This is a genomic window from Microcystis sp. 49638_E5 (assembly GCF_021300285.1).
Classification (GTDB): domain Bacteria; phylum Cyanobacteriota; class Cyanobacteriia; order Cyanobacteriales; family Microcystaceae; genus Microcystis; species Microcystis aeruginosa_C.
Map to the genome: position 1 here is coordinate 125901 of NZ_JAJTDH010000010.1, position 26356 is coordinate 152256.

Annotated in this window: 29 protein-coding genes and 2 pseudogenes; 25 read left to right on the forward strand and 6 right to left on the reverse strand. The window is 43.2% G+C overall.

Features of this window, described 5'->3' with window-relative positions; genetic code table 11:
* The first annotated feature begins 1 nt into the window (after window position 1).
* From LW728_RS04265 to LW728_RS04295, 7 genes are all read left to right on the forward strand, one after another.
* Window positions 2-1210 (forward strand): ABC transporter substrate-binding protein, encoded by a 1209-nt coding sequence (locus tag LW728_RS04265; protein ID WP_287765350.1) that lies wholly within the window; start codon window positions 2-4, stop codon window positions 1208-1210.
* Window positions 1211-1222: 12 nt separating this feature from the next.
* Entirely contained in the window at window positions 1223-1993 is a 771-nt protein-coding gene (locus LW728_RS04270) for an ABC transporter permease (protein ID WP_002802509.1), read from the forward strand.
* A 721-nt stretch (window positions 1994-2714) separates the two neighbouring features.
* Window positions 2715-4313 carry a 2,3-bisphosphoglycerate-independent phosphoglycerate mutase gene (gene gpmI / locus LW728_RS04275; RefSeq protein ID WP_287765353.1) on the forward strand — a complete coding sequence of 533 codons (1599 nt, stop codon included), beginning with the start codon at window positions 2715-2717 and terminating at the stop codon, window positions 4311-4313.
* 29 nt (window positions 4314-4342) lie between these two features.
* Window positions 4343-4600 (forward strand): hypothetical protein, encoded by a 258-nt coding sequence (locus tag LW728_RS04280; protein ID WP_002736285.1) that lies wholly within the window; start codon window positions 4343-4345, stop codon window positions 4598-4600.
* Window positions 4584-4871 carry a type II toxin-antitoxin system RelE/ParE family toxin gene (locus LW728_RS04285; RefSeq protein WP_002737927.1) on the forward strand — a complete coding sequence of 96 codons (288 nt, stop codon included), beginning with the start codon at window positions 4584-4586 and terminating at the stop codon, window positions 4869-4871. The genes LW728_RS04280 and LW728_RS04285 overlap by 17 nt, the downstream gene beginning before the upstream one ends.
* Before the next feature lie 271 nt (window positions 4872-5142).
* Window positions 5143-5376: a preprotein translocase subunit SecG gene (secG, locus tag LW728_RS04290; RefSeq protein WP_002736485.1), complete on the forward strand. Its 234-nt coding sequence runs from the start codon at window positions 5143-5145 to the stop codon at window positions 5374-5376.
* Window positions 5377-6093: a peptidase gene (locus LW728_RS04295; protein ID WP_287765356.1), complete on the forward strand. Its 717-nt coding sequence runs from the start codon at window positions 5377-5379 to the stop codon at window positions 6091-6093.
* Window positions 6094-6354: 261 nt separating this feature from the next.
* Here the strand turns inward: LW728_RS04295 and LW728_RS04300 are convergent, their stop codons facing one another.
* The 3 genes from LW728_RS04300 to LW728_RS04310 all read right to left on the reverse strand — a co-directional run bounded on the left by LW728_RS04300 (window position 6355) and on the right by LW728_RS04310 (window position 10358).
* Window positions 6355-6564: a hypothetical protein gene (locus tag LW728_RS04300; RefSeq protein ID WP_002761322.1), complete on the reverse strand. Its 210-nt coding sequence runs from the start codon at window positions 6562-6564 to the stop codon at window positions 6355-6357.
* A 300-nt stretch (window positions 6565-6864) separates the two neighbouring features.
* Complete coding sequence (locus LW728_RS04305; RefSeq protein ID WP_287765359.1) at window positions 6865-9357, reverse strand: S8 family peptidase; 2493 nt, start codon at window positions 9355-9357, stop codon at window positions 6865-6867.
* Between the two features lie 14 nt (window positions 9358-9371).
* Entirely contained in the window at window positions 9372-10358 is a 987-nt protein-coding gene (locus LW728_RS04310) for an AAA family ATPase (protein ID WP_110545949.1), read from the reverse strand.
* 370 nt (window positions 10359-10728) lie between these two features.
* Here LW728_RS04310 and LW728_RS04315 point away from each other — a divergent pair, with 370 nt between their 5' ends.
* The 10 genes from LW728_RS04315 (at window position 10729) to LW728_RS04365 (ending at window position 16669) form a co-directional block, all read left to right on the forward strand.
* A complete protein-coding gene (locus LW728_RS04315) occupies window positions 10729-12780 on the forward strand; it encodes an NAD(P)H-quinone oxidoreductase subunit 5 (protein ID WP_104397469.1) in 2052 nt (683 codons plus the stop codon).
* 342 nt (window positions 12781-13122) lie between these two features.
* Window positions 13123-13275, forward strand: a complete 153-nt coding sequence (locus LW728_RS04320; protein ID WP_287765363.1) for a BrnT family toxin — start codon at window positions 13123-13125, stop codon at window positions 13273-13275.
* A 155-nt stretch (window positions 13276-13430) separates the two neighbouring features.
* Entirely contained in the window at window positions 13431-13667 is a 237-nt protein-coding gene (locus LW728_RS04325) for a hypothetical protein (RefSeq protein WP_287765366.1), read from the forward strand.
* 367 nt (window positions 13668-14034) lie between these two features.
* A complete protein-coding gene (locus tag LW728_RS04330; RefSeq protein WP_287765368.1) occupies window positions 14035-14166 on the forward strand; it encodes a hypothetical protein in 132 nt (43 codons plus the stop codon).
* A complete protein-coding gene (locus LW728_RS04335) occupies window positions 14163-14387 on the forward strand; it encodes a hypothetical protein (RefSeq protein ID WP_287765369.1) in 225 nt (74 codons plus the stop codon). The genes LW728_RS04330 and LW728_RS04335 overlap by 4 nt, the downstream gene beginning before the upstream one ends.
* Before the next feature lie 282 nt (window positions 14388-14669).
* The gene (locus LW728_RS04345; protein ID WP_149977550.1) at window positions 14670-14855 is read left to right on the forward strand and encodes an anacyclamide/piricyclamide family prenylated cyclic peptide; all 186 of its coding nucleotides are present in this window, start codon (window positions 14670-14672) and stop codon (window positions 14853-14855) included.
* Between the two features lie 291 nt (window positions 14856-15146).
* Window positions 15147-15386 carry a type II toxin-antitoxin system ParD family antitoxin gene (locus tag LW728_RS04350; protein WP_287765372.1) on the forward strand — a complete coding sequence of 80 codons (240 nt, stop codon included), beginning with the start codon at window positions 15147-15149 and terminating at the stop codon, window positions 15384-15386.
* Window positions 15386-15682 carry a type II toxin-antitoxin system RelE/ParE family toxin gene (locus LW728_RS04355; protein WP_149978883.1) on the forward strand — a complete coding sequence of 99 codons (297 nt, stop codon included), beginning with the start codon at window positions 15386-15388 and terminating at the stop codon, window positions 15680-15682. Before LW728_RS04350 ends, LW728_RS04355 begins: the two co-directional genes overlap by 1 nt.
* Before the next feature lie 203 nt (window positions 15683-15885).
* Window positions 15886-16032 (forward strand): anacyclamide/piricyclamide family prenylated cyclic peptide, encoded by a 147-nt coding sequence (locus LW728_RS04360; protein ID WP_002802533.1) that lies wholly within the window; start codon window positions 15886-15888, stop codon window positions 16030-16032.
* Between the two features lie 478 nt (window positions 16033-16510).
* Complete coding sequence (locus LW728_RS04365) at window positions 16511-16669, forward strand: anacyclamide/piricyclamide family prenylated cyclic peptide (RefSeq protein ID WP_287765375.1); 159 nt, start codon at window positions 16511-16513, stop codon at window positions 16667-16669.
* A gap of 225 nt (window positions 16670-16894) precedes the next feature.
* Here LW728_RS04365 and LW728_RS04370 read toward each other — a convergent pair whose 3' ends face one another.
* Both LW728_RS04370 and LW728_RS04375 read right to left on the reverse strand, forming a co-directional pair.
* Complete coding sequence (locus LW728_RS04370) at window positions 16895-17299, reverse strand: hypothetical protein (RefSeq protein ID WP_287765376.1); 405 nt, start codon at window positions 17297-17299, stop codon at window positions 16895-16897.
* A 162-nt stretch (window positions 17300-17461) separates the two neighbouring features.
* A complete protein-coding gene (locus LW728_RS04375) occupies window positions 17462-17722 on the reverse strand; it encodes a transposase (RefSeq protein ID WP_287765378.1) in 261 nt (86 codons plus the stop codon).
* A gap of 70 nt (window positions 17723-17792) precedes the next feature.
* Between LW728_RS04375 and LW728_RS04380 the strand changes: the two are divergent.
* From LW728_RS04380 to LW728_RS04410, 7 genes and pseudogenes are all read left to right on the forward strand, one after another.
* A pseudogene (locus LW728_RS04380) lies at window positions 17793-18034 on the forward strand (DUF29 family protein); the annotation flags it as partial.
* 8 nt (window positions 18035-18042) lie between these two features.
* Window positions 18043-18711 carry a Uma2 family endonuclease gene (locus LW728_RS04385; protein ID WP_287765380.1) on the forward strand — a complete coding sequence of 223 codons (669 nt, stop codon included), beginning with the start codon at window positions 18043-18045 and terminating at the stop codon, window positions 18709-18711.
* Window positions 18712-18753: 42 nt separating this feature from the next.
* A pseudogene (locus LW728_RS04390) lies at window positions 18754-19130 on the forward strand (DUF29 domain-containing protein).
* Between the two features lie 35 nt (window positions 19131-19165).
* Entirely contained in the window at window positions 19166-19735 is a 570-nt protein-coding gene (locus LW728_RS04395; RefSeq protein ID WP_287765382.1) for a Uma2 family endonuclease, read from the forward strand.
* A gap of 31 nt (window positions 19736-19766) precedes the next feature.
* Complete coding sequence (locus LW728_RS04400) at window positions 19767-21710, forward strand: S8 family peptidase (RefSeq protein WP_287765384.1); 1944 nt, start codon at window positions 19767-19769, stop codon at window positions 21708-21710.
* An 80-nt stretch (window positions 21711-21790) separates the two neighbouring features.
* Window positions 21791-22048 carry a cyanobactin biosynthesis system PatB/AcyB/McaB family protein gene (locus LW728_RS04405; RefSeq protein ID WP_002753002.1) on the forward strand — a complete coding sequence of 86 codons (258 nt, stop codon included), beginning with the start codon at window positions 21791-21793 and terminating at the stop codon, window positions 22046-22048.
* A gap of 46 nt (window positions 22049-22094) precedes the next feature.
* Window positions 22095-22322: a cyanobactin biosynthesis PatC/TenC/TruC family protein gene (locus tag LW728_RS04410; RefSeq protein WP_052278192.1), complete on the forward strand. Its 228-nt coding sequence runs from the start codon at window positions 22095-22097 to the stop codon at window positions 22320-22322.
* Window positions 22323-22332: 10 nt separating this feature from the next.
* Here the strand turns inward: LW728_RS04410 and LW728_RS04415 are convergent, their stop codons facing one another.
* Entirely contained in the window at window positions 22333-23124 is a 792-nt protein-coding gene (locus LW728_RS04415) for a Uma2 family endonuclease (protein WP_287667703.1), read from the reverse strand.
* Window positions 23125-23192: 68 nt separating this feature from the next.
* On the opposite strand from LW728_RS04415, the gene LW728_RS23105 reads away from it, so the two are divergent.
* Window positions 23193-26063: a PatA/PatG family cyanobactin maturation protease gene (locus LW728_RS23105; protein WP_353845700.1), complete on the forward strand. Its 2871-nt coding sequence runs from the start codon at window positions 23193-23195 to the stop codon at window positions 26061-26063.
* Window positions 26064-26356: the final 293 nt, after the last annotated feature.

Genomic DNA, 26356 nt, shown 5'->3' on the forward strand with positions numbered 1-26356 from the left:
TATGAACCTACACGATAATTGTGCTTGTTGCGGCATGAGCCGTCGAGATTTCCTGAAACTTTCGGCACTGTTTACCAGTTCCTTCGGAGCAGCGATCGCCGCCGATAATTGGAATCTCCCCGTTAACGCCAATGCCAACGATCAGCCTGTGAAAATCGGTTATCTACCGATTACGGATGCCGCCCCCCTATTGGTGGCCCACTCCCGAAAACTTTATCAAGCGGAAGGTTTAACTGCCGAACAACCGCGCCTATTCCGTTCTTGGGCGCAGATTGTTGAAGCCTTTCTCGCTCGGCAGGTGAACGTTATTCATGTTCTTTTTCCCACCTCGATCTGGATTCGTTACGGGCGCAATTTCCCCGCTAAAATCGTCGCTTGGAACCATACCAACGGTTCAGCCCTCACCGTCCTTCCCGATATTGAAAATCCCAGGGAATTGGGAGGTAAAACGATCGCGGTTCCTTTCTGGTATTCCATTCATAATTTGGTCTTGCAACAACTCTTACAACGTAACGGGCTGAAAATAGTTCGCAAAGCCAAGGACGCGCCGATCGCTTCTAACGAGGTTAATCTAGTGGTTCTCCCGCCCCCGGATATGGTATCAGCCCTCGCCAATAAGAGCATCGGCGGTTATATCGTTGCTGAACCTTTCAACGCAGCGGCGGAAAATCTCAAAACCGGTAGGGTTCTCCGTTTCACCGGCGATGTCTGGAAGAATCACGCCTGTTGCGTCGTCTTTGTTCACGAGGAGGATATTAGGCAACGGAAACAATGGACGCAGAAGGTGGTAAACGCCCTCGTTAAAGCCCAACTCTGGTCCCGGGGCAATCGCTCGGAAGTGGCCCGGATTCTCTCTAAAGATGGTGGAAAATATACGCCTCACCCGCTGCCAGTATTGCAACGGGCGCTTACTTACTACGATCGCAATTTCTATAAAAAAGACGGAGCGATCGAGAATCCAGACTGGCAAGTCAACCGGATCGATTTCCAGCCCTATCCTTTCCCTTCCTATACCGAGGAACTGGTACGCTTGCTCAAAATCACTCAGGTAGAAGGAAATACGGATTTTCTCCAAAAACTGCAACCCCGACAGGTGGCCCGGGATCTCGTGGATGACTCTTTTGTCCGTAATGCCTTGCAACAGGTGGGCGGACCGAAAGCTTTCGGCTTACCGAATAATCTCTCCCGCATCGAGACGATCAAATTTTAAAGGTCTGAACCCATGAAGTCACAATCTTTGACCTCCCCGCCAAGAGCTTTACTACCCTTATGGGGTATCGGTTTTGGATTATTGCTCTGGTGGCTATTTACCAGTCCTCTATGGCACTCAAACCCGATTTTAAATGATTTTTCCCCTGAGCGATCTTTTGTCGCTTTATTACGTCTTTTTGTTGGGGGGGAGATTATGCCCCATATCCTCACCAGTTGCCGCCGGGTTATTGTGGGCTTGGTTCTCGCTAGTGCCATCGGTGTGCCGTTGGGGGTATTAATCGGGTTGTATCGCTCCCTTGAATCGGCTTTGTCGGCCCTATTTCAATTTCTACGCATGATCTCGCCCCTTTCTTGGATGCCTTTAGCGGTGATGGTTTTGGGCATTGGTGATCTACCCGTGTATTTTTTGCTGACGGTGGCGGCTATCTGGCCGATCCTTCTCAATACGGCTGCTGGGGTTAATGCGGTTGATCGCTCTTGGTTGACTTTAGCCCGCAGTCTCTGTGCTACCCGAGGGGAAACGGTTTTCCAGATTATTCTGCCTGCGATCCTCTCCCATCTCCTAACTGGTTTCCGTTTGGCTATAGGTATTATCTGGATCGTTCTTGTCCCGGCGGAAATGCTGGGGGTTAGTGCGGGTTTGGGTTATTATATTCTCGATACACGCGATCGACTCGCCTATTCAGAGTTGATGGCAGTGATTCTCGTTATTGGCGCGATTGGTTATCTGCTCGATTGGGGTTTGCGTCTGGCTCATCGCTCTTGGACGCATCAAGATTAGCCTATTGGTTCGACTATTTTAATCCCACATTCCGCACCCTAAGTGTCACAAGGTCTCAAAAGAGGGAGGGGCGTGAGTCAAAATACTTATCTAGAGGAGTGATTTGGCGGCAAGCTGCCACCAACTAAGCCGAAATTTTCAGGGTTCCTCCGCTCATTCTCAATAAATAGGGTCTGCTAAAAAAGTTTGTTGGTGGGGGCAGGTTGTGGGGTGTGGGGTTTTACCGATTTTGAGGTAGTCAGTTACCTAATTTTCAGGGAAAAAATCCCTAAATTTTACCCCCGATCACTCCAATGGTAGGCACTTTTTCAGGGAAAAAAAGTCTAAAAGTCTTATCCAGCAAGGTTTTTAGATTTATTCAGCAGACCCTAAGTAGTCGTGCAAAATTAATTTCTTGGTTAGGATAGGCAAAAGGCAAAAGGCAAAGGCTTTATCGAAATGTGTAATTAATTTTGCTTAGGTACTTAACTCTCAAGTTATGAATTGTTTCTCCCCACACCCCACTTCCCTATCACCCCACTTCCTCAATGGAATTACACGGCAAAGCCACAGTTGTTCTAGATTTGCAACTTATTAAATCCTCATTCCTAACTGAAATTCTCACTACCCCATCATTTGCTGACATTAGGGGGTTGATCGCCTCGACACCGGTGATCAATGGAAGTTTCGATGATATTATCTTAGTGCATGGAAATCCACTCTTGATTTAGGACTGTATATCATGACCCACGCACCTATATCCCCAGTCGTGCTGGTTATCCTTGATGGTTGGGGTTATCGCCCGCAAAGGTCGGATAATGCGATCGCAATGGCGAAAACCCCGATTATGGATAGTCTCTGGGAAGTGTATCCCCACACCTTAATCCGCACCTCCGCTAAGGATGTGGGACTACCAGAAGGACAGATGGGCAACTCGGAAGTTGGCCACCTGAATATCGGAGCGGGGCGAGTTGTCCCACAAGAATTAGTACGAATTTCCGATGCGATCGAAGATGGTTCGATTCAACAAAATCGGGCTTTATTAAAACTCTGCGCCGAGATTCGCCCCAAAAAAAGCAAATTACACCTAATTGGTTTATGTTCTGAGGGAGGAGTCCATTCCCATCTCGATCACTTACTGGGATTATTAGACTTAGCGAAAGTGCAAGGGATTAGCGATGTCTGCATTCATGTCATCACCGATGGTCGCGATACTAATGTTACCGACGGGATGCTCGCTATTAAACGGATTCAAGAACATATTAATAAAATCAGTCTCGGTCGCATGGTGACTCTCAGTGGCCGTTATTATGCCATGGATCGGGATCGCCGTTGGGATCGGGTGGAAAAAGCCTATAACGTGATGACCAGTGATCAAGGTATCGACGGGCGATCGATCACGGAAGTATTACAGGCATTTTATGATCAAAATATTACCGATGAATTTATTCCCCCCACCAGAATTGCCCCGGGGGCGATCGAAGCGGGCGATGGGGTGATATTCTATAATTTCCGTCCCGATCGAGCTAGACAGTTATGTTATGCCCTGACTATGCCCGATTTTGAAGATTTCGATCGAGATTTAATTTCTCCGCTTAGTTTTGTCACTTTCACCCAATACGATCCGAAATTACCGGTAGATGTGGCCTTTGCCCCCCAGAATTTAAATAATATTTTAGGACAGGTGATCGCTCAACAGGGATTAAAACAGTTTCGTTGTGCGGAAACCGAAAAATATCCCCACGTCACCTACTTTTTTAATGGGGGGTTAGAAAAACCCTTTGAGGGAGAAGTGCGCGAATTAATTCCTAGTCCAAAAGTCGCCACCTATGATCAAGCTCCGGCCATGTCGGCAGCCGCGGTGACAGAAGCGGTCTGTGGGGCGATCGAACAGGGGATCTATAGTCTGGTGGTAGTCAATTACGCTAACCCCGATATGGTGGGTCATACGGGCATTTTAGACGCGGCCATGAAAGCAGTGGAAACGGTGGATCTATGCTTGGCTAAGTTGTTAAGTAGCGTCAATAAATTGGGGGGAACAGTGTTAATCACTGCCGACCACGGTAACGCGGAAACGATGGTGGATGAGTCGGGTAATCCTTGGACGGCCCATACGACTAATCCCGTTCCTTTAATTTTAATTGAAGGGGAAGGGAGAAAAATCCCCGGCCACGGTGGCGATGTGCAGCTGCGGGATGATGGTCGTTTAGCCGATATTGCCCCCACTATCCTGGAAATTCTCTCTATTCCTGTCCCAGTGGAAATGACCGGGCGATCGCTGATTAAACCGGCCGAAGTGGAAATTAAAGCCAGTCGCACTCCCGTCCGCATCTCGCTTTAACGAGTAAAAAGTCAAGAAAGGGGAATTTTATGCTGAAAACCATCGAAGGTGTTTATCGAGATGGACAAATACACCTAACCGAGTTACCCAATGATATTAGCGATCGCTCACAAGTGCTGGTGACTTTTCTCGATCAAATCGATCCTAGTAAGCTCAGACAACTGATGGAGTATTTAGAGAGCATTGAGGGGATTCAGCAAGGTTTTGAGGAGATAAACTCCGGTAAAACCCGTCCTCTTGCCGATTTTGCCCAAGAAATGGCCGAAAAATATGGTATTTCAGGTTGAAATTACCCCAACTGCCACGGCACAGATCGAAAAAGCCTATCGCTGGTATCGAGGTTATAATGCCGAGTTTGCTGACCGTTGGTTTCGAGGATTAATGAATGCTATTGCGACTCTGCAAGAGAAACCAACTCGTTGTGCTTTAGCGCTCGAACAGACGATTTTTCTACCCAAAGAAGTCCGACAACTTTTTTATGGGAAAGGTAAAAATGTCTATCGAGTGCTTTTTACAATTAGAGATAGTACGGTTTATGTGTTAAGTAGCTGGTTATAATTAAATTAAAAATGGATTTTAGGTTCGATCCCCCCTGCCCCCCTTGATAAGGGGGGTGCCGATCCCCCCTTAGTCCCCCCTTAATCCCCCCTTGATAAGGGGGGTGTCTGACAACTTTTAACGCCTACCTACTTATATGTTCGCCATAGCGCCCAAGCACCACTAACACTTGAGGATATAGACGATGAAGAGGACTCCAGTTGATAACTAATTCAAAGCTGACGGCTTGATAACTGCTATACTTTGTAATGGAAAATAGAGAGTAATAATCATGACAGTGGTGCTGGTAGTACAGATTATTTGGGCGCTGGCGGCGGCCTTTCTGGCGATTTTGGTGTTATTACACAGTCCCAAAGGGGATGGTATTGGCGGTATTGGCGGTCAATCACAGATTTTTACCAGCGCAAAAACGGCGGAAAAAACCTTAAATCAGGTGACTTGGGCGTTGGGGACGGTATTTATCACCCTAACTATTGTACTGAGCGCCGGCTGGTTAAATCGCTAAATGCTAAGAGGTCGGTTCTCTTTTCTAGGACTCGCAGCCTTGGCGAGTCTTTTGCTGTTTTCCTATTCTTTGATTGCCGACAGTCGATCGCTACCAGAGTTAAAAACCCATCCTTTACCCGCTAATTTAGCCCAATGGCAAGAGCAAAACCAGTCCGGGGATTATTTTGATGCTGTGGAAATCAGTCCCGTGGGGGCGTTGATTTGGTCGCAATTTCCCGTGAAGATTTATGTTCACAGCGATCGCAGTTCTTGGCTGAGTTTGGTACAACAGGCGATCGCTGAATGGGGGCAGTATTTGCCGATGGAGTTGGTAAATCGGGCAGAATTGGCCGATATCCTCATTAAACGGGAGTTACCGCCCTCGGGAGTCCGTTTTAATCCCGAAACTGGTAAGTTAGAACTGCCCCGGGTGCGTTCTGCCGTAACACAATACGAGATTTTTGTCAAGGAAAATCGCCTAACTCATCGGATGAGTATCCAGATTAGTCCTAATTTAGCCGATCGGTCGGCCTTAGCGGCAGCGCGGCACGAATTAGGTCACGCTTTGGGAATTTGGGGTCATAGTCCCCTAGAGACGGATGTAATGTATTTCGCTCAAACTAGAGATATTGCCCCGATTTCTAGCCGGGATATTAACACTTTAAAAAAGGTTTATCAGCAGCCAACTAAGTTAGGTTGGCAGATGGATCAGCTAGGGTATCTAATACCTGAATAGGTAAATATTGCTCTTCAGTCGGTTCTGCTATTAAAAAGTATAAGTTATGGATATACTTAGTATAACTGACTAAGATCCAGAAGATTAACCATCGCTTAAACCTCTATTTCCTCTAGCCATGTTTTAATCGCACTGATTAACTTGGGTTGCTGGGGAGGGGTGTTGCTGACTCAAGCTATGAATGCCAACTGTGCATCCTATCCAAAAGTTAGTTTAGCTCTAGGTTTTAAAAACCCCACACAAGAAGATTCCTATTGCAAATCAGCAACCCCAATCTTTGCCACCCTCGACAACTAAGCCAATACTAGAAACATATTGTACGGGTTTGCCTAACATTAAGGGATCTATTTCTCCCCAATCGTAAGGTTCATAATCTTCTAAACGAGATAGTTCGCTATCTAACCAATCATCTCTAGGGGCTGTTTTTTCCGAGGGATTGGGCTGTTTCAGGGAGTCTAAGGGTTTAGTCATGGGGAAAAAATGAGTTGGGAATTTATGGGACGTAACGCGCCATGGAAGTGGGAATGATTTGCCATCGGGCGGCAAATCCGCGGGTTTCAAAATGTCCTATATACAAACATTTTACCCATTATTGACTAACTCTTTAGTTCATCTAAACCTCTATTTCCTCTAGCCATGTCTAAATCGCGCTGATTAAGTTGGGTTGTTGGGGAGCGAAGGTGAAAAAGTTAGTAGGGAAACTTACAGAGAATTGTTACCAATTTTCTCAATTCCTGAGATATATTTAATGAATGAAGTTCGATGTAAAGATTAAATCTCTGTTTCTATTGGTATGTTAGTGGGTGTATCTTGACTGATTAAAATTAAATTAGATACAGGGGTGTAAATATCACACTCAATTTCTGGTACTCGAATCGTTACAATTAATGTATAGCGAACAGGTTGATCATGGCGTTCCTCTTGTATTTGTTCTTTCCACCATCCACCAACAGGATAAACGCCTATCATTCCTCTACTTGCTAAATCGACGGCCGTTCCTGTCCATATATCAGAATGAAGTGAACCTTGACTCCTTAAATGAGGACCCAAAAACCAGTTATCTTCCTCTTTAATGCCAGAAATATTTTTTTCTTCTTCTCTGGTAGCTTTATTAATTCTATGTTGAAATTGTTGATTGGTCTCTAAAGGTTTTTTTACTTGAAATCTGAGTCCATAAGAGGCATAATGGTGTTTTCTTTTATAACCTCGCTCCCCTGGATTAGGTTCTATAAAATACGATAAAGTTACTCTCAGTTCTACCTTGGCTTCTCCTAATTGTTCTAGCTTTTCTTTTGGCCAAGGTAAGCTATGAAGATTCATTTTGTCTGTTTTAATGTCACTACCATCTTTTTTAAAAGGTGTCAATTGATCTTCAATAACCATTGTTAAGTCACTATTTGAACTTTTTAAAGCTCTGTCTAAATCAGGAACACCATATCCATAGCGACGAATCAAATTTTTTTTATCTTGCTGCTTCAATTTCTTTGGAAAATTAGCTCTCATCCTAACAGTCCATTCGGCTGAATGAACAATTAAAGCGCGTATTGTTTCTGGCCAATATTTGGGATTTTCTGAAAGAATTCGAGCAGCCATATAACTAGCGAGTGCAGTTGCACAACTGGTATCACACATATAAGTAAACAATTTATAGTTATGACTATGAGCAGTTGTTAATAAGCATAAATCGTCAATCATTTGTGCAGAATTTTCCCCATCTGAGGCATAATTTCCTCCTTCACAAACAATATCCGGACGAATTGGCCATTGATTTTCCCAAGAAACAGAAGTACAACTTTTAGGAGATAAATCACCCCAAGGAGCTACAGGTTGCCAACCTTGAAAGTCGGGATGACTGATATTAACTTTTTCAGTGTAAGCTCCCACAACAAGAGCATTCCAAGCTTGTGCTGGGTTTTCAATTGTTGCCACATCATTGCGGGTTAAATAATCAGATAAAGATATTTCTTCTCTGATATTTCCTGCTGAAATAATGATTAATCGCTTAAAATTATCTTCACCAAAAGATAGTTGATCTATTGCTGCTGACCATGAGGAGGGAGTTCCATAATTTGGTGATGGCTGCTCGCTAGTTACAGCCATACAGAAAATACGTTTTCGCTTGGGATTTTGTATTTCTGGACGAGAGACTGCTTGCTCTGTAATTGCGCCATAAAGTTCAGGATCATTTTGTCCGACAGGAGGGAGAATTTTAACTGATTCTAAACGGTGAATAAGCGTTATATATCCTTGTGTTTGTAAAGCATTAAATAAATCATCATAAAGAATTAAACCCGCCATTTCTGTACCATGTGTATTATGAGGATCATGAGTTCCCCAATTAGGATCACAAGTATATAAATCACTACTATCAAGACCTTTTTCAATCAGTTTATGTCGTCTATTAACTCCATAATCAAGAAGACAGACAGCAACAGCATTATCTCTAGGAGGTAAAGTTCGATTACATAAATCCTCGACCCATTCCTCCTTTTCAATTAATTTCATATCAAGAAAAAAGGAAGGCGTATCTTTAGCAATTCTTAATTCTGCAACCGTATCAGAATTTTGAAGAACTTGCTGTATTTTTTCTACATTAGCCATAGCTAAAGTAACAGTTCTTTCGGGAAAATGTATATGAAATTTAGTCATAATATCGAGTCTTTGAGCAATGGTTTGGAAGTCTTCAAGTTGTCCACGACGTAACCATACTTCCCACCATATTGATTGTCCATTCTGAGGAAATAAAGCAGGATCATCAGTAAATAATGATTGAACTGTACCAATTTCAACGTTTTCTAGTCGTGTTATTAGGGCTGCATTTTTTGGGTTTCCTTTTGTTGTTTCTTCATCACGATATTCTTCTACTTTGTTCTCAAAAAATTCTGTCGCTGACTCTGGTACAAAAACAGTAGCCTTAACTATATTTTCTTGTTCAGGAGAAGGCTTAACAGCAACTAATTCAATTTTTTTGCGTTTATCTCCTAAATTTTCAAAAGCATTCGCTTGATCTTTTGTTACCTGAAATTCTAAATAGAATCCGGGTTGTCCGACGGCAATTGCCGATAAACGGGATTCTAATTGTTGACGAGCTTTCGTAATCGCTTCACCAATAGCAAGTTCTAATTTTGCAGCGTGTTCTATTCTGTTCCGATCGGGTGGTGGTGGATTAGGAACTGAGCGCGGTGAAGTATAATTGACGCTTTCACGAAATTTATCGTTATTCCGTAGATACAAGTGAGGAAGACGGCGAGAACGTTGCGACATTATGGGATTAGGTTTTATTCATTGAAGTTCAGATCCTTACGTTCCATAATAGCTGAAATCAGAGAATCTTCGCTTACCTTCTGACTATTTGACAAAACAGCTTGCTTGGCTGCGTCATCTGTCGCTCTGACAATTTCAGCTTGAGCGAGTCCATTGGCTTGATTAAGAATGTTTGACCAATCTTTCCAGTCAATTTCAAAAGAAATAAGACGAGATTCAATCAATTCACGAATAATTGCGGCATCGGGAAGCTGATATTCAATTACATCATCAAAACGCCTAAAAAGAGCTTTGTCTAGTAACTGAGGATGATTAGTTGCTGCCAAAATCAAACTATCCCCTTGCTCTTGTTCTAAAAACATCAAAAAAGAATTGAGAATGCGACGAATTTCTCCCACGTCGTTAGAATTGTGACGTTGAGTCCCAATCGCATCAAATTCATCAAAAAAATAGACCCCTTTTGTTATTGTCATCGCCTCAAAAATCACTTTTAAACGACTAGCCGTTTCTCCCATATACTTGCCCATTAGACTATCGTATAAAGTCGTAAACAAAGGTAATTTAAGCTCTCCTGCTAAAGCTTCAGCCGTCATTGTTTTACCAGAACCGGGTGGACCTACTAACAACAGCTTTCGACGAGGCGTAAGATTATGTTCTCTGAGTCTTTTTCCTTGTCTTTGTTCAGTTAATACTCGTTTAAGTCTAAATTCAAGGTCAGAGGTTAAAATCATATCCGATAATCGAGTATCAGGATATCTGACCGAAACCAGATTGGCTAAATCTCCTTTTGGTTGTACTAAAGGAATTGGATCAGATTTTTTTTCAATAACCGATTTACTAGCCTTTGCTTGGTCAATTAATTCGCGAATTTCTTGGGCTAACTTACCATGTCCTTGTCTTGCTTCGTGTGCAGCCATCTGTAGGGCAGCAGAATAAAATTGCTGCTCTTCTCCTTCTACATGACTTTTTAGAAGTGCTAGGATATGGCGAGCGGTGGACATGATACCTCGTTAAGTTAAACTCCCCATCATACTCAATGATTTTAACTGTGACAGGCACTATATAAAGAATGATTTCCCTTTTAGACTAATTTTGATCGGTATAGTTAAATTGTACTAAATAAATTGTCCTATTGGCTAGGGGAAACCCGTATTTGGTCTTTCTCTTGCTTTCGTGGTTATTCGATAATTTTGCTGCTTCTCCCTAAAAATTACCGTCCCGCTCGCTAAACTGCCAAATCGATAAGATCCTTTGACCTTTCGCCGCCCTGTTGAGCAAAACTAGGTATAAACACTTTCTTAAGAATTAACCTATGTCACAATAGATGAGGATAAACCAAATAGTGTGAAATTGTAAACTAGGTATTACTGAATGGAACCGCTTTATCAGTACGCGTGGCTAGTTCCCGTCCTACCCTTGGTAGGCGCTACCCTAGTCGGTGCGGGCTTAATTTCCTTTAATGAAGTCACCAATCGTCTGCGACAGGTGAATGCTGTATTGATCATTTCTACCCTCGGCGCGTCGATGGTGCTGTCTTTTGCGCTGCTGTGGAGTCAAATCAATGGACACGCTCCCTACAACCAAATGATCGATTGGGCATCGGCGGGTAACTTTCACCTGAAAATGGGTTATACGATCGATCATCTCAGCGCTTTAATGTCGGTTATCGTCACCACCGTAGCCTTTTTGGTGATGATTTATACCGATGGTTACATGGCCCACGACCCCGGTTATGTGCGTTTTTACGCCTATCTGAGCATTTTTAGCAGTTCTATGCTCGGTTTGGTCATCAGTCCCAACCTCGTCCAGATCTACGTTTTCTGGGAATTGGTGGGGATGTGTTCCTATCTGCTAGTAGGTTTCTGGTTCACTCGTCCGGCGGCTGCCGAGGCCTGTCAAAAAGCCTTCGTTACCAACCGCGTCGGCGATTTTGGCTTATTACTGGGAATGCTGGGGCTTTTCTGGGCTACCGGCAGCTTCGAGTTTGATATCATGGGTGAACGTCTAGAGGAATTAGTCTCTTCTGGAGCCATTGCCGGCAGTTTAGCGGCATTATTCGCCGTTTTAGTCTTCCTGGGACCGGTGGCCAAATCAGCCCAATTTCCCCTTCATGTCTGGCTACCGGATGCCATGGAAGGTCCGACCCCGATTTCGGCCCTGATTCACGCCGCCACGATGGTGGCCGCCGGAGTTTTCCTGATTGCTCGGATGTATCCCGTTTTTGAGCCAATTCCCACGGCGATGACGGTAATTGCTTGGACGGGGGCCTTTACTGCCTTCCTAGGGGCAAGTATCGCCCTCACCCAGAATGATATCAAAAAGGGTTTAGCCTATTCCACCATCTCCCAATTGGGTTATATGGTTATGGCTATGGGTATCGGCGCTTATAGTGCGGGGTTATTCCACCTGATGACCCACGCTTATTTTAAAGCGATGTTGTTCCTCGGTTCTGGTTCGGTCATCCACGGTATGGAGGATGTGGTCGGTCATGAGCCGGTTTTAGCGCAAGATATGCGGATGATGGGCGGTTTACGCAAGTATATGCCCATTACTGCCCTAACTTTCCTGGTGGGAACTCTGGCCATCTGTGGGATTCCTCCCTTCGCTGGTTTCTGGTCGAAGGATGAAATTCTCGGTTTAGCTTTTGAGGCGAACCCAGCTTTATGGTTAATCGGTTGGGGGACTGCGGGTTTAACAGCTTTTTATATGTTCCGGATGTACTTTAACACTTTTGAAGGGGAGTTTAGAGGGACTAATAAGGAGATTAAACGCCGACTGTTAGCCAATGCGGGTGCGATTCCCGCTTTTGGACCGGGGGCGATGAATGTTAAGCAATTAGACTCGGAAGCACAGGAAGAAGACAACCACGGCCATCATGCCCATGAACCCCACGAATCGCCAATTACTATGACTTTACCTCTCATGATTTTGGCGGTTCCTTCTTTGTTAATCGGTTTGGTGGGTAAACCTTGGCAGAATTTCTTCGAGGGTTTTATTCATGTTCCTAACGAAGTGGTGGAAGAAGTTCATGCTTTTGATTGGACAGAGTTTCTGATTATGGCGGGTAATTCGGTGGGGATTGCTTTAATCGGGATTACTGTCGCTTCTTTGATGTATCTCCAGAAGAAAATTGACCCCGCAACTATTGCCGAAAAATTCCCCGTTTTGTATCGTTTTTCCCTGAACAAGTGGTACATTGATAATCTCTATGATCGAGTTTTTGTCCAGGGTTGTCGTCGTCTCGCACGGCAAATTATGGAAGTGGATTATCGCGTTATCGATGGGGCAGTGAATTTAACCGGTTTAGCTACTCTTGTCAGTGGTGAAGGTCTCAAATACCTCGAAAATGGTCGCGCCCAATTCTACGCTTTAATTGTCTTTGCCGCAGTTTTGGGCTTAGTAATTGTCTATAGTCTGGTGTAGATTTTTAAGCCGTTGACTAAAGATTTTTGGGGGCGCAAAGCCCCTTTTTTCAGCTTTAAATACCCCTTTTTAAGGGGTATTTAGCAGGGTGGTTTCATAAAAGTAATACCAATTCTCCAAAGTCTGACTACAGAAGTTTAATCCCCCTAAATCCCCCTTAAAAAGGGTGACTTAAATTCGATGTGTAGTTTTCATTTAGAGAAATGGTATAAGGCAAAAATTGTGTCAACTTGCTTGGCCCATAAACGCCGAGCTTGGGGAAGCGTCCGAAACCCTCCACTCACGGGTGCTAGAAGACTTAGATTCGGATAGATGAACCCCTATCCTATCTTTAACTTGCCAATGGTTGTTGAATTGGATGAGCGAGAGAATTATGGAGAAGCTCGCTTTGTGGCTATTGGTTTACTAGATGGACGAGTCGTTGTTATTGTCTATACTGAACCTGACAATCAAACAATTCACATTATATCCTTAAGAAAAGCATTAAGTACCTAAGCAAAATTAATTACACATATCTAACCACCTCTTGCCTCTTGCCCCTTGCCTCTTGCCTATCTTCACTAGGAAATTAATTTTGCACGACTACTTATCTTACGAAGGAAAACATTATGAGCAATATCTCAAAAACAGATTGAAGTAGAATTGATGCAATGAAAGATGAGGATATTGATACTTCTGATATTCCTCCCCTATCAGAAGATTTTTGGGTTAAAGCACAATTGCGACTACCTGAAGATATTGTTACTGTAAAAGTCGAAATAGATCCAGAAACTTTTGCTTGGTTTCAATCCCAGGGAGAAACTACACCAGAACAAATGTCTGTAGCGTTAAAAATTTATGCTCAAGCAAATAAAGCTTTTTCTTCATCTATAACAAAAGCAGGATAGGGAAGCACCGGGAGCAGGGGAGTACGTACTGGTTGTTGCTCTTCTTAAGTCCCCCTTTTCCTTAGCTTAAGAGTTCTAGAAGACTTAGACTCAGGGAGATGAACCCGTCTATCTCGCATTCTGTCCAAAATCTGTTAAAACTATAAGATGCTAAAAAGTCTGCGCTATAATACTGGATTAAGATGATAGCACGGTAATTAGGAGAAGCGATGAACACTATCCAACTGACACCGGAAATAGAAGATTTGATTGCTCACGGGAATTCATGATTGGGGTGCAAGAGTTGAAACGTGGGGAAAGTTTTGATGGTAGAGAATTCATCAACAGATTAAAAGCAAACAATCTTCAGAATTGTGGATATTAAATTATGACCGTTATTTTAATATCTTCAAGAGCAAAGAAAGATTTAGAAAGCATCAATAATCGGATTGCTTATTCTAATATTCAAGATGCCAATCAGTTAAACTTATTACTTAAATCAAAAGAGGATCAATTATGATGACATTAGAACAAGCTCTTATAACAGTTAATCAACTACCGATTGAACAGAGAGAAATGTTAATAGAAATCATCAAAAATCAAATGATAGAATCCTATCGAGAAGAAATAGCCCAAAATGCTAAAGAAGCAAGGGAGGCTTTTCAAAGAGGAGAATTAAAACCTCAACCCTTAGAAGATATTATTAATGAATTAAAAGCCAAATTAACAGAAGATGAATGAGAAAGATTATTGCAACAGAGAAGTTTAAACGATCATTTCGTAAATTTGTCAAGCGTAATGCTCAACTTGAACAAAAAATGGCTCTCTTGGATTTGGTGGGTAAAGTGTATTCTAAGATACATTCCTCCTAGCGAGGGGGTGGAACGAACCACAAAGACACAAAGGACACAAAGATTGATCGATCCGATGTAAGACTTCACAAAAACTTCACGGAAAACTATTGACGAGAAGATGTCAAGGCCGCTTAATTAAATTAATTAACATCATTGGAGGATTTACCCCATGAAAACCAAAAAACTGACACCCCGCAATGCTGCTCCTGTGCAACGGAAAAATACCGCTACCGTCTCTCGCGATGGTAATGCGATCATTCAACTTGATTGGGGAACTTTTTGTGTGCAAGAGGATCGGGAGGGAAATTGTAAAGAGTGGTACGAACTGCCGTTTGCGGGAGACGACGCAGAGTAATCTGCCCGATTCTAGCGCGAACCTCAAATCAGGTCAAAAGTCTTTTTCTCCTTGCCAAGGCGCACGGTTGCTTCCTTGTAATTGACGGTGGAGAAGCAAGGGGTCAGGGGAGAGAGGGAGCAGGGGAGCAGAGGTTGTTTCTCTTCTCGGTTCCCCTTTTCCTTGACTCACGGGTGCTAGAAGACTTAGATTCAGGGAGATAAACCCGAAAATCTGTTAAAAATATAAGATGCTAAAAAGTCTGCGCTATAATACTGGATTAAGATGATAGCACGGTAATTAGGAGAAGCGATGAACACTATCCAACTGACACCGGAAATAGAAGATTTGATTGCTCAAGAGGGATTGCGTTTATTGGCAGAAAGAGACAGAATTTACCGAGGAAGATTTGAAGAATTGAAACGGGAAGTTATGATTGGCGTTGAGGAATTAAGACGACAGGAAGGAATTAATGCCGAAGAGGTTTTTTCAGAATTAGAAGAGGATTTACAACAAATAGAGGCTAAGGGTTTCCCGATGAGTCAGAAATAATATCAAAGATTATTTTCTCACCCTCAGCTAGATTGGATTTAAAGCAAGTTAATAGTTACTTGGCTGGGAAAAATCCGCAAGCTGCTAGAATTTTAAAAGAAAAAATCCAACAGGCTTGTAAAAAATTAGCTAAATTCCCCAATCTGGGACGTAGGCGCGATGAGTTAATCCCTAGTTTACGAAGTTTTCCTGTAGAAGATTATCTAATCTTTTATTTCCCTCTTGAAAACGGAATTGAAATCGCAAGAGTAGTTAGTGGATATAGAGATTTAGATGCTATGTTTGATCTTGATTAAGAAAGCGATCGCATCAAGCTAAGGGTGTCATTCTTCCCTGCTTCCCAGTAGCATCGGCTGGGGGTTTCTTCGGGAAATTTAAGCTGATCTAAACTTAACAAAAACTCAACAAAAACTTCACAAAAACTTCACAAAAAACTATTGACAAGAAGACGTCAAGGCCGGTTAATTAAATTAATTAACATCATTGGAGAATTTACCCCATGAAAACCAAAAAACTGACACCCCGCAATGCTGCTCCTGTCCAACGGGAAAATACCGCTACCGTCTCTCGTGATGGCAATGCGATCGCTCCCCACTTTGAATTTTTGGGATTAAGGTTGCCTTTTGCGGGAGACGACGCAGAGTAGTCCCCTTGATTCTAGCACGAACCTCAAATCAGGTCAAAAGTCTTTTTCTCCTTGCCAAGGCGCACGGTTAGCCTCAAGGAATTGACGTACAATCCTAGTTAATTCGCGGGTTCTGTGGTACGGAGAAGTAACAAAACTTTACCGAAAAACTCTTGACTCGGGGAAAAAGAACTGGTACACAATAAAATTAAGTAAAAATTATGGAGGATTCGCTCCCCAAACCATAGGGTACTGGAAAGACCCTTTTGCGGGAGACGACGCAGAGTAATCCCCCCGATTCTAGCAGGAACCTCAAATCAGGTCAAAAGTCTTTTTCTCCTTGCCAAGGCGCACGGTTGCTCCCTTGGAATTGACGTACAACCGTAGTTAATTCGCGGGTTCTGTGGTACGGAGAAGTAACAAAACTTCACCGAAAAACTCTTGACTCGGAGAAAAAGAACTGGTATAACTTGACTTAAAATTATGGAGGATATACCCCATGAAAACCAAAAAACTGACCCCTCGTAACGCTGCTCCTGTCCAACGGGAAAATACCGCTACCGTCTCTCGTGAAGGCAATGCGATGATGATCGCTCCCCATCAGTCATTGTGGGCGTGGAACGGGTCGGACCCTTTTGCGGGAGACGACGCAGAGTAGTCCCCTTGATTCTAGCACGAACCTCAAATCAGGTCAAAAGTCTTTTTCTCCTTGCCAAGGCGCACGGTTAGCTTCAAGGAATTGACGTACAACCGTAGTTAATTCGCGGGTTCTGTGGTACGGAGAAGTAACAAAACTTTACCGAAAAACTCTTGACTCGGGGAAAAAGAACTGGTACACAATAAAATTAAGTAAAAATTATGGAGGATCGAACCTCAAAAAATGTCAAAAGTCTTTTTCTCCTTGCCAGGGCGCACGGTTTGCCTCAATGAATTGACGTATAACCCTAGTTAATTCAGGGCTTTCGGATACCGGGCATCGGAGGAGAAACAAGGGGAGTACAGGTTTTTGCTCTTCTGCTGTCTCCCTTTTCCTTGGCTCAAGAGTGCTAGAAAATTTAGATTCAGGGAGATGAACCCCTGCCAATAGCTTACTACCCCAGTGTGATCGGGTTGGGGTCTTCTTCTCCTTTGGCTTGTACTTCTGGCAAAAGCCTTTGTACTTTCTGGCGCATTCTTCTAAGCTGTCACCAAGTTTAAGAAAAGCAGGATGCCATTGAGTTAAGCCATCATCAGTTAAGCGTTCATAACTACCGTAGTTACTGAAATCATAGAAAAAAGTCGAACGCATTTTGGCAGCTTTCGGGTTTCCGTGAATGTAACGTAAGGTATTTAATGCCCTTTCTTTGTCTGAAGGAGGGAAGCCATCGGAAAAATACCGTCTTTCCCAGAAATGTCCTGTGCGATCCCCCCTAGCCCCCCTTGATAAGGGGGGAAGCCGAAGGCGGGGGGATCACATCGCCGTGTACCAGTTGAGAAAGTGCATAATTTTGGGTAAATCTTCTGGTTGGGCAGGTTCGATCAGATAATGGACATGATTAGACATGATACAGAGAGCATAAAGCTTAAACTGGTGTTTGTCTAAAGCCTTCTTGATGGCATAAAGAAATATCTCCCGGCATTCCCGCTTGGATAGTTTGAACTCTCGGTTATTGCAGCGTGTGGTGACGTGGTAGGAATAACCAGCTTGAAGATTTCGAGGTTTTCTTGGCATATTCTTAAGCGAAATTTGAAATTTATGATAGTCGCTAAAACTACAAAACTGCTAATGGAGACCATCAATAATGCAAAGTATTCACGCATTAAAACAACTCTATGAGCTTGATGACTCTCAATGGCTAGGAGAAACCATTAGCTTGCTTAGAAATCATCAATTTCAACAGCTAGACTTAGAACATTTAATCGAGGAATTAGAGGATTTGGGCAAAGAAAATATAATACAATTAATTGGCAGGAAGAAATTTATAACTTCCGTACTCAATTAAAGCGAGAGATGACGACCAATCTCCGCAACTATTTAGAGGAAATCCCTAGATGATAGCAACTACAACAATTTCTCCTCAATTAACCATTCCACGCCTAGAAAATGGGGATAAGCTTACTCGTCGTGAATTTGAGCGTAGATATAAGGCTATGCCAAATCTGAAAAAGGCAGAACTGATTGAAGGAATTGTTTATATTATGGCTTCTCCTCTCAGAATTAAGAACCATGGTGAACCCCATGCTGATATTATAGGTTGGCTAAGTGTCTATAAAGCCTTTACTCCCAATCTGCAATTAGGCGATAATTGTACGGTACGTCTTGATACTGACAATGAACCTCAACCCGATGCACTATTAAGAATTAAAAATGGTGGACAATCAACGATTAGTGAGGATGGTTATGTCGAAGGTGCGCCAGAGTTAATCGTCGAAATTGCAGCGAGTACCGTCTCCCTTGACTTACATCAAAAACTTAATGTTTATCGCCGTAACCAAGTGCAAGAATATCTAGTCTGGCGAGTTGAAGATGGAGAATTTGATTGGTTTAGATTAACAAATGAAGAATATATTAAACTTGAACCGAACTCAGAAGGGATAATTTGTTCCCAGATCTTCCCTGGATTATGGTTAGATAGGGATGCTTTATTAGCTGGTGACTTAGCCAAGGTTTTAGAGGTTTTGCAATTAGGAATAGCTACGCTCAAACATCAATCTAGTTAGGGTAATCTAAATTCAACAAAATCAAGACGGAGATAATCAATTATGCTAGGTGTTCATCAATTAAAACAACTCTACGAGCTTGATGACTCTCAATGGCTAGGAGAAACCATTAGCTTGCTTAGAAATCATCAATTTCAACAGCTAGACTTAGAACATTTAATCGAGGAATTAGAGGATTTGGGCAAAGAAAAGAAACAGAATATAATACAATTAATTGGCAGGAAGAAATCTATAATTTTCGGACTCAATTAAGGCGAAAAATGACGGCTAATCTCCGTAATTATTTAGAAGAAGAATTAAACTATATTTATGAAGATGCGTTAGGTTTCGTCAAAATCAAAACAGCGAATACTGTGATTTTTCCCTCTCAATGTCCTTACTCACTAGAACAATTACTGGATCGCGATTGGTTGCCATAAAAATTAATTAAACAACAAAAAGAGATGAAGAAATTATGTTAATCACAAAACCCCGCTTTCAAACCTTTGCCGAATATCTACAATATGAGGATAATTCAGAGGAATCTTATGAATTATTTAACGGAGAATTGGTAGAAATGCCACCAGAATCAGGACTTAACTTTCAAATTGCTAATCGTCTTTTTCTAGTCTTTGCTTTGATGCTAGGAACAGATAGAGTCAGAGGACATGGTTTAGAATTAGAAGTGAGAGGCGAACCGAAAAACCGTTATCCTGACCTAACCATTATTCGAGAAGAACATATTCAATTACTCTCCCAGAGAAATACGATTCTTCTTTCCATGGCACCCCCCTTATTAGTCATTGAAGTGGTTAGTCCGGGGGAAATCCAAAGAGAGAGAGATTACATCGCCAAAAGAAGCCAATATCAAGCTTGTGGGATTCCTGAATACTGGATAGTTGATCCTCAAACTCAAACTATTTTAGTCTTAGAATTAAGAGAAAATGCTTACACACAGGTTGGTAATTTTAGCAATGATGACCTAGTAAAATCTCCCAGATTCAAAGAATTAAACTTAAAGGTTTGTGATGTATTTAATTATTAATTTTATCGGTTAACCCAAGAATTAAAAAAAGATGAACGTCTTAACTATTCCGGGATTAAAAGAACTACAAAAACAAACCAAAGGCGCAGCAGAAATAACCGTCGCCATTCTCGACGGTGTAGTTGATACCGACCATCCCTGCTTCAACGGGGCAGACCTAACCCGTTTACCCACCCTCGTCCAGCATCAAGCCACCGCGGGGCAAATGTCCACCCACGGAACCCATATTGCCAGCCTCATCTTTGCACAACCCAACAGCGACATCCAAGGTATTGCCCCCCAGTGTCGAGGCCTACTCGTCCCCGTCTTCGCCGAGGATAACCGTAAACTTTCCCAACTCGATTTAGCGAGGGCGATTGAACAAGCCGCCGAAAATGGGGCAAAAGTGATTAATATTAGCGGCGGGGCCCTCACTGATATGGGAGAAGCCGAAGACTGGCTAATTCGTGCCGTCGAGATGTGTAACGAGAGAAATATTCTTCTCGTTGCCGCTGCCGGCAATGATGGCTGTGAATGCCTCCAAGTTCCAGCGGCCCTTCCCGCCGTCCTAGCGGTGGGTGCTGTTGATGCTAGAGGGCATCCCCTCGACTTTAGTAATTGGGGGGAAACCTACCAAAGCCAAGGCATCCTTGCTCCTGGAGAAAACATCTTAGGGGCAAAACCAGGGGGCGGGACTGTGCAACTGAGTGGGACCAGCTTCGCCGCGCCCATTGTGGCCGGAGTAGCCGCCTTATTACTCAGCTTGCAGGTGCAGCGGGGAGAAACCCCCAATCCTCACGCAGTCCGGGAGGCAATACTAAAAAGCGCCCTCCCCTGCCAATATGCAGACAGTGAAAATGAACCGAAATGTTTAGCCGGATTGTTGAACATTTCTGGGGCAATTAAACAACTAACAGGAGAAACCATGTCCGAATCTGTGGAAACCCAAGCAACAGTAGAAGCATCAGGCTGTGGCTGCGGTGGTACGCCCGAAACCCCTGAGGCTGAACGCCAAAAACTCGAACTGAGTGCCGCAACCAGCGCACCGGTAATTCCCGTCGCCCAAATTCCCAATCCTGTCATCACCTCTCAAGGAGTATCCATGCCCGAAACTACCAATAAACCCGTCACCCCTAGCCAAGCTGCTGAACCTGCTGGTGGCATCGTCTATGCCATTGGCACCTTGGGCTATGACTTCGGCTCCGAAGCCCGTCGGGACACATTTAAACAACTGATGCCGACAGCGGTAATTGGTGGTATTGAAGTTCCCTCTAATCCCTACGATGCCCGTCAGATGGTGGATTACCTGGCTGACAACCTCTCGGAAGCTAAATCCTTAATTTGGACCCTGAACCTGGAACTTACGCCAATTTACGCCATTGAACCCCTTGGCTCTTTTTCCCGCGAAGTTTATGCCGCTTTACAGGAACTTCTTTCGGGACAAGTACAAGCAGAAGACAGCCCCGAATATATCGAGCGTGTCAGTATTCCGGGACGGATTACTGGGCGGACAGTACGCCTGTTCTCAGGACAAGTTGTTCCCGTCATTGAACCGGATAGCCCCCGGGGAATTTATGGTTGGCACATCAATACTTTAGTCAGTGCGGCAATCGAAGCCGTTGGTGCAGAACAAACAGAAGCCCAAGAAAGCCAAATGCGCCGCACTTTGAGTAGTTTCCTCAACCGCATCTACTACGATTTACGCAATTTAGGGCAAACTTCCCAAGACCGCGCCCTCAATTTTGCTGCGACTAACGCTTTCCAAGCAGCGCAAACTTTTTCTGAGGCTGTGGGTGCGGGGATGGAACTCGATAGTATTAACGTTTCTAAGAGTCCTTTCTGTCGGCTGGATAGCGATTGTTGGGATGTACAGTTAAAATTCTTCGACCCGGAAAATAGCCGCCGCGCTCGTAAAATCTTCCGGTTTACAATAGATGTGAGTGACTTAATTCCCGTCACCTTGGGCGAAGTTCGTTCCTGGTCTTCTCCTAATTAGTCCTCTCCCCTGCGCTGACTTCTGACTTCAAGTACAGGCGAAGCATTCGGATAGGAAATCTAAGGTTTCAGCGATAGGTTATGCCCGAATGCTTCGCCCCTACCCCCATTATTTACCCCAAAACAACCGTGAGACTTCCCAAACAATCTGCTCCCGTCAAACGACCCCATTTTATTCATCCCCATGAATGCGTCGATATTGTTCATGGAGATGGCGAAGACTTGGTATCTATCTTAGTTAAGTTAGTTCATGGAGCTAACTACAATGATCCGGCTCAGTTTCAATACCCTCACTATGGCTATCTGAAAATGTCCTCTTTTGGCGGTTTTCGTTATTAGTATCGACTTCTAAAACCTAGTAAAAAACACTGGAGGAAATCAAACAATGGCTAGTAAACCTAAAGGTGCGCCAGAATCAACACCCGCTGCTGCGAATGTTGACCAACCAACCACGGAAAAACCCAAGATTGAGCAACCAGAAACAACTCAACCTAAAGCTAAATACGTTCCCGCCACTGGTTTAGAAGATTACGGACGCTGGAAAACCATGTTCAAAGATCGCAAGGCGAATCCCAATGATCCGCCGTTTCGTCGGGGTCGAATTTGGTGTTAAACACTTTCCATTAATCTTCAGGTTCTATCCCCAAGGCCCTTAACTGTTCCGCTAGGCGATCGGCTCGTTGTCGTTCCTGTTCGGCTCGTTGTCGTTCCTGTTGAGTAGATTCCTGGGAAGTTAACAACAAGTTACCTTCCCCATCCCACCAGCGAAGCCAGGGAAAGGATTGATTTTGGTATTCCCCCTGCCAAATTCCTAACTCTACCTTTAAAGGAACAATGGGATAATGACCGCGCTGATTAGGAGTCATTTTTTGGTAACGACCATTAACTAACTGGTACATCTCGATCTGGGCCTTGTTAACTTCATAAATTCCATAAAAAGGAATTTGAATCGCTCGCTCATAGATCCAAAATTTACCCTTAACAGGCGTTTTATCCCGTTCTTCTTCACCATTACCTGAGACAAATTCTAAGGCAATGACCGGTTCAATGGTTTCTTTCCACATCACAAAAGAACGCCGGACTTGACCATCAATAGTCGTGGGGACATGGGGAACATAAAACCAATCGGGAGCAACAGCACCTTTTTCTAGGGATTCTGGATGCTCTGGCAATCGCCAATAAATCCCACAATCTCGACCCAGACAGTAATTACCGTCAGGATGTAATTGCTCCAAAAGGGGTGTAATAGTATCCGTTAAAAGGTCTGCTTGGGGAGGCTCTTGATAGTTTTTCACAAAACTTCCATCTTTATCGGGGAGTTGGGTGTGGTCGGGTAAAGGGGAAGAGCAATACACCGTTGCAGAAGTTTCCTGAATTGTGGTTGAGGATTGTACCGTTGGGGTCATTGAACTCATCTTTAATTCCCCTATTTATTGTTATCTAGCTTTTATTCTATAACTGTTCTTGAAAACCTGCAAAAACTATGCCTGATCTCAATGCTATCCCCGGAATCACCGCTCTTCGCTCCCATACCCAAGGCGATCCACGCATTAAAATCGCCGTTCTTGATGGACCGATTGACTTAGATCGCGCCTGTTTTCAAGGAGCAAATATTACCCGCCTTGATCCCTATTGGTCGGAAGAATCTCCCATCGATCCGCAATACTTACAAGCCTTTTTAGATGTAGAAAAAAGTGGCAAAAGTGAAGAAGAAAAAGAGGATTTGTTCAAAGAAGCTATCCCCGATGAAAACATCCGCGAAAGTTTGCATTTGCGCTTCCATGCTAACCATATTATCAGCACCATTTGCGGCCAGCCAGATTCACCTGTAGAAGGGATTGCTCCTAACGCTACTGTAATTAATATTCCCATCGCCTATAGCAACGAAGATTTTATTAACCCTCTCAATCTTTCCCGAGCAATTAGTACCGCTATTGAACAGGGAGTTAATATTATCCATTGTGCCGCTTGTCACCCAACTCAAAGCGGATTAGCTCACGAATTTATTGATAAAGCAATTCGTCAGGCTCAAGCTAATAATATCCTAGTGATTGCCCCCGGAGGTAATGATAAAGGAGAGTGTTGGTGCGTTCCTGCGGTATTGGAAAATGTCCTGACAGTAGGAGCAATGAAAGATACAGGCGAGCCATTTAAATTTAGTAATTTTGGTGGTAAATATGCAACTCAAGGGATTCTCGCTCCAGGAGAGAATATTTTAGGCGCTCAACCCGGAACCGATGACCCCATCCGCAAAAAAGGGACTAGCTGCGCGGCTCCCATTGTGACAGGAACAGCCGCTTTATTGATGAGTTTACAATTAGAACAGGGTTTATCTCCCGATGCAGAAGCAGTAAGAGCCGCCTTGATTAATAGTGCCATCCCCTGCGATCCTAATGAAGTAGAAGAACCAGAACGCTGTTTATTAGGAAAAATCAATATTGCGGGTGCTTACGAATTAATTACCGGACAAAAATTATCAAGCTTACCCAGTTCAATAACAGAAAACGCCATCACCTCACCTATACTCAGTGGCAAATACATTTTAGATCCACAACCTATAGCAACGGGAAGTTTTAAAATCTATAAAGCTGTTGATGCAACTAACCCCGGCGTAAATCTTGCTATTAAGGTATATCAACTAAATCTGGAGGAACAACTAGCAACTGGTAATAAAACTTTTTTCAAATCCTTGAGTAAGGAGATGGCAAATGAAGCCTTAAAGAGAGAAATACAAGCTCTCACAGAGTTAAAACATCCTAGAATTATCAAACTGCTTGATTATGGTGTTGATGAACATACAGATAATGAGTTTTTGGTGCTTGAATGGATGGACTGGAATTTAGAAGATTATCTTCAAGTTTATCCCTATAAAGATTGGCATGACTTTTATATAAATATTGCCTTACCGATTCTTGAAGGTCTGGAATTTTGTCACCGTCATCACTATATCCACAGAGACATTCATCCGACAAATATTCTTATTGACAATCAAAGTAATGTCAAGCTTGCTGATTTTAACGTTTCCACGAAAATTGACAATAACGATAATAGTAATATTACCTTAGTCTCTCTGTTGAAACCTGGGCGAGGTATTTATGTTCCTCCTGAACCGGGTAATGGGCTAAACAGCTATGATAGAGATGTGTTTGCCTTTGGCATTTTAGTGTTAGATTGTTTAACTGATGTTGAATTGTCTAATTATGAAGATGTTTTAGCTGCACTACAAAAACTTGATGCACCACTACCCATTAAAAATTTAATTGCAGCGACAATTGCCCTTGATCCCGAAAAAAGACCGGCTACAGCCAAAGTTCTTTTAAGAGAATTACAAGCAATTGAAAACCTAGAACAGCTTAAAAAGCCCTTAGTCAAGGAATCTGAAATAAAACTCAATTCCCATCTGGTTAGTGGAAACACAAATCTTAATCAAGTATCATCAAATATCGCTGTCACAACTCCTGTTTCTGCAAACTTGATCAATGCTAGTCAAGCAAGCATTACTCCTAGTCAACGGTCAAACCTCGTTTATGTGTTAGGAACTTTAGGTTATGATTTCGGCACAGAAGCGCGTCGGGACACCTTTAAACAGTTAATGCCAACCATCACGATCGATAATCTTGAATTACCTCCCAATCCCTACGATGCGCGGCAAATGGTAGATTATTTAGAAAGTAATTTATCAGAAACTAAGTCTTTAATTTGGACAGTCAATTTAGAACTAACTCCCATCTATGCAATTAAACCCGTGGGAGCTTTTGCCGCCGATGTTTATCAAGTCATGCAATATATGTTGGCGGGTCAAATATTACCAGAATCCGACGAAGATTATGTCGAAAGGGTGAGTATTCCCGGTATCCTGACTGAGGAAACAGTCAAACTGTTTTCTGGTCAAATTGTTCCCGTCATCAAGGTTAATAGTCCGCGAGGAATGTATGGCTGGAAAATTAATACTTTGATTGAATCAGCGATAGAAACTGTTAGTACAGAACATGAAATCGCCGATGAAGCGAGGATGCGGCGTTCTCTAACCAGTTTCTTAAATCGCATTTATTATGACTTACGCAACGTCGGACAAATCGCCCGGGATCGCGCTTTAAATTTTGCGGCTACTAACGCTTTTCAAGCCGTACAAACCTTCTCCCAAGCAGTAGCAATGGGAATGGAATTACACAGTATTGAAGTGGAAAAAAGCCCTTTTTGTCGCTATGGTAGTGAATGTTGGGATGTGAAATTAAAATTCTTTGATCCCGAAAATGGTCTGCGGGCCAAACGAGTTTTTCGCTTTACGATTGATGTCAGCGATCGCACACCTGTAACTTTAGGTAAAGTGCGTTCTTGGGCTGTTTCTAAATAGCCTGAGTCTGCTAAGTAAGTAGTTATAATTAAATTGAAGATAGATTTTGCCTCTGATCCCCCCTGCCCCCCTTAATAAGGGGGGTGCCGATAGGCGGGGGGATCCCCCCTGCTCCCCTTAATAAGGGGGGTGCCGATAGGCGGGGGGATCCCCCCTGCCCTACTTGATAAGGGGGGGATCTGACAACTTTTAACACCTACCTACTTAAGTACCTAAGCAAAGAATGATTAATCAATAAGGCCAGGGTTAACTTGTCAAAATTCTACCAAATGTACTTAGCAAAAATGTCGATC

Coding starts and splice junctions, on each gene's coding strand:
- LW728_RS04320 (WP_287765363.1), top strand. CDS start 13,123: ATGGTTGTTGAATTGGATGAGCGAGAGAATTATGGAGAAGCTCGCTTT.
- LW728_RS04360 (WP_002802533.1), top strand. CDS start 15,886: ATGAAAACCAAAAAACTGACACCCCGCAATGCTGCTCCTGTCCAACGG.
- secG (WP_002736485.1), top strand. CDS start 5,143: ATGACAGTGGTGCTGGTAGTACAGATTATTTGGGCGCTGGCGGCGGCC.
- LW728_RS04300 (WP_002761322.1), bottom strand. CDS start 6,564: ATGACTAAACCCTTAGACTCCCTGAAACAGCCCAATCCCTCGGAAAAA.
- LW728_RS04375 (WP_287765378.1), bottom strand. CDS start 17,722: ATGCCAAGAAAACCTCGAAATCTTCAAGCTGGTTATTCCTACCACGTC.
- LW728_RS04405 (WP_002753002.1), top strand. CDS start 21,791: ATGCCCGAATGCTTCGCCCCTACCCCCATTATTTACCCCAAAACAACC.
- LW728_RS04325 (WP_287765366.1), top strand. CDS start 13,431: ATGAAAGATGAGGATATTGATACTTCTGATATTCCTCCCCTATCAGAA.
- LW728_RS04385 (WP_287765380.1), top strand. CDS start 18,043: ATGATAGCAACTACAACAATTTCTCCTCAATTAACCATTCCACGCCTA.
- LW728_RS04410 (WP_052278192.1), top strand. CDS start 22,095: ATGGCTAGTAAACCTAAAGGTGCGCCAGAATCAACACCCGCTGCTGCG.
- LW728_RS04285 (WP_002737927.1), top strand. CDS start 4,584: ATGGTATTTCAGGTTGAAATTACCCCAACTGCCACGGCACAGATCGAA.
- LW728_RS04280 (WP_002736285.1), top strand. CDS start 4,343: ATGCTGAAAACCATCGAAGGTGTTTATCGAGATGGACAAATACACCTA.
- LW728_RS04310 (WP_110545949.1), bottom strand. CDS start 10,358: ATGTCCACCGCTCGCCATATCCTAGCACTTCTAAAAAGTCATGTAGAA.
- LW728_RS04345 (WP_149977550.1), top strand. CDS start 14,670: ATGAAAACCAAAAAACTGACACCCCGCAATGCTGCTCCTGTGCAACGG.
- LW728_RS04370 (WP_287765376.1), bottom strand. CDS start 17,299: ATGCGTTCGACTTTTTTCTATGATTTCAGTAACTACGGTAGTTATGAA.
- gpmI (WP_287765353.1), top strand. CDS start 2,715: ATGACCCACGCACCTATATCCCCAGTCGTGCTGGTTATCCTTGATGGT.
- LW728_RS04400 (WP_287765384.1), top strand. CDS start 19,767: ATGAACGTCTTAACTATTCCGGGATTAAAAGAACTACAAAAACAAACC.
- LW728_RS23105 (WP_353845700.1), top strand. CDS start 23,193: ATGCCTGATCTCAATGCTATCCCCGGAATCACCGCTCTTCGCTCCCAT.
- LW728_RS04265 (WP_287765350.1), top strand. CDS start 2: ATGAACCTACACGATAATTGTGCTTGTTGCGGCATGAGCCGTCGAGAT.
- LW728_RS04305 (WP_287765359.1), bottom strand. CDS start 9,357: ATGTCGCAACGTTCTCGCCGTCTTCCTCACTTGTATCTACGGAATAAC.
- LW728_RS04395 (WP_287765382.1), top strand. CDS start 19,166: ATGTTAATCACAAAACCCCGCTTTCAAACCTTTGCCGAATATCTACAA.
- LW728_RS04315 (WP_104397469.1), top strand. CDS start 10,729: ATGGAACCGCTTTATCAGTACGCGTGGCTAGTTCCCGTCCTACCCTTG.
- LW728_RS04330 (WP_287765368.1), top strand. CDS start 14,035: ATGACCGTTATTTTAATATCTTCAAGAGCAAAGAAAGATTTAGAAAGC.
- LW728_RS04365 (WP_287765375.1), top strand. CDS start 16,511: ATGAAAACCAAAAAACTGACCCCTCGTAACGCTGCTCCTGTCCAACGG.
- LW728_RS04350 (WP_287765372.1), top strand. CDS start 15,147: ATGAACACTATCCAACTGACACCGGAAATAGAAGATTTGATTGCTCAA.
- LW728_RS04295 (WP_287765356.1), top strand. CDS start 5,377: ATGCTAAGAGGTCGGTTCTCTTTTCTAGGACTCGCAGCCTTGGCGAGT.
- LW728_RS04335 (WP_287765369.1), top strand. CDS start 14,163: ATGATGACATTAGAACAAGCTCTTATAACAGTTAATCAACTACCGATT.
- LW728_RS04415 (WP_287667703.1), bottom strand. CDS start 23,124: ATGAGTTCAATGACCCCAACGGTACAATCCTCAACCACAATTCAGGAA.
- LW728_RS04270 (WP_002802509.1), top strand. CDS start 1,223: ATGAAGTCACAATCTTTGACCTCCCCGCCAAGAGCTTTACTACCCTTA.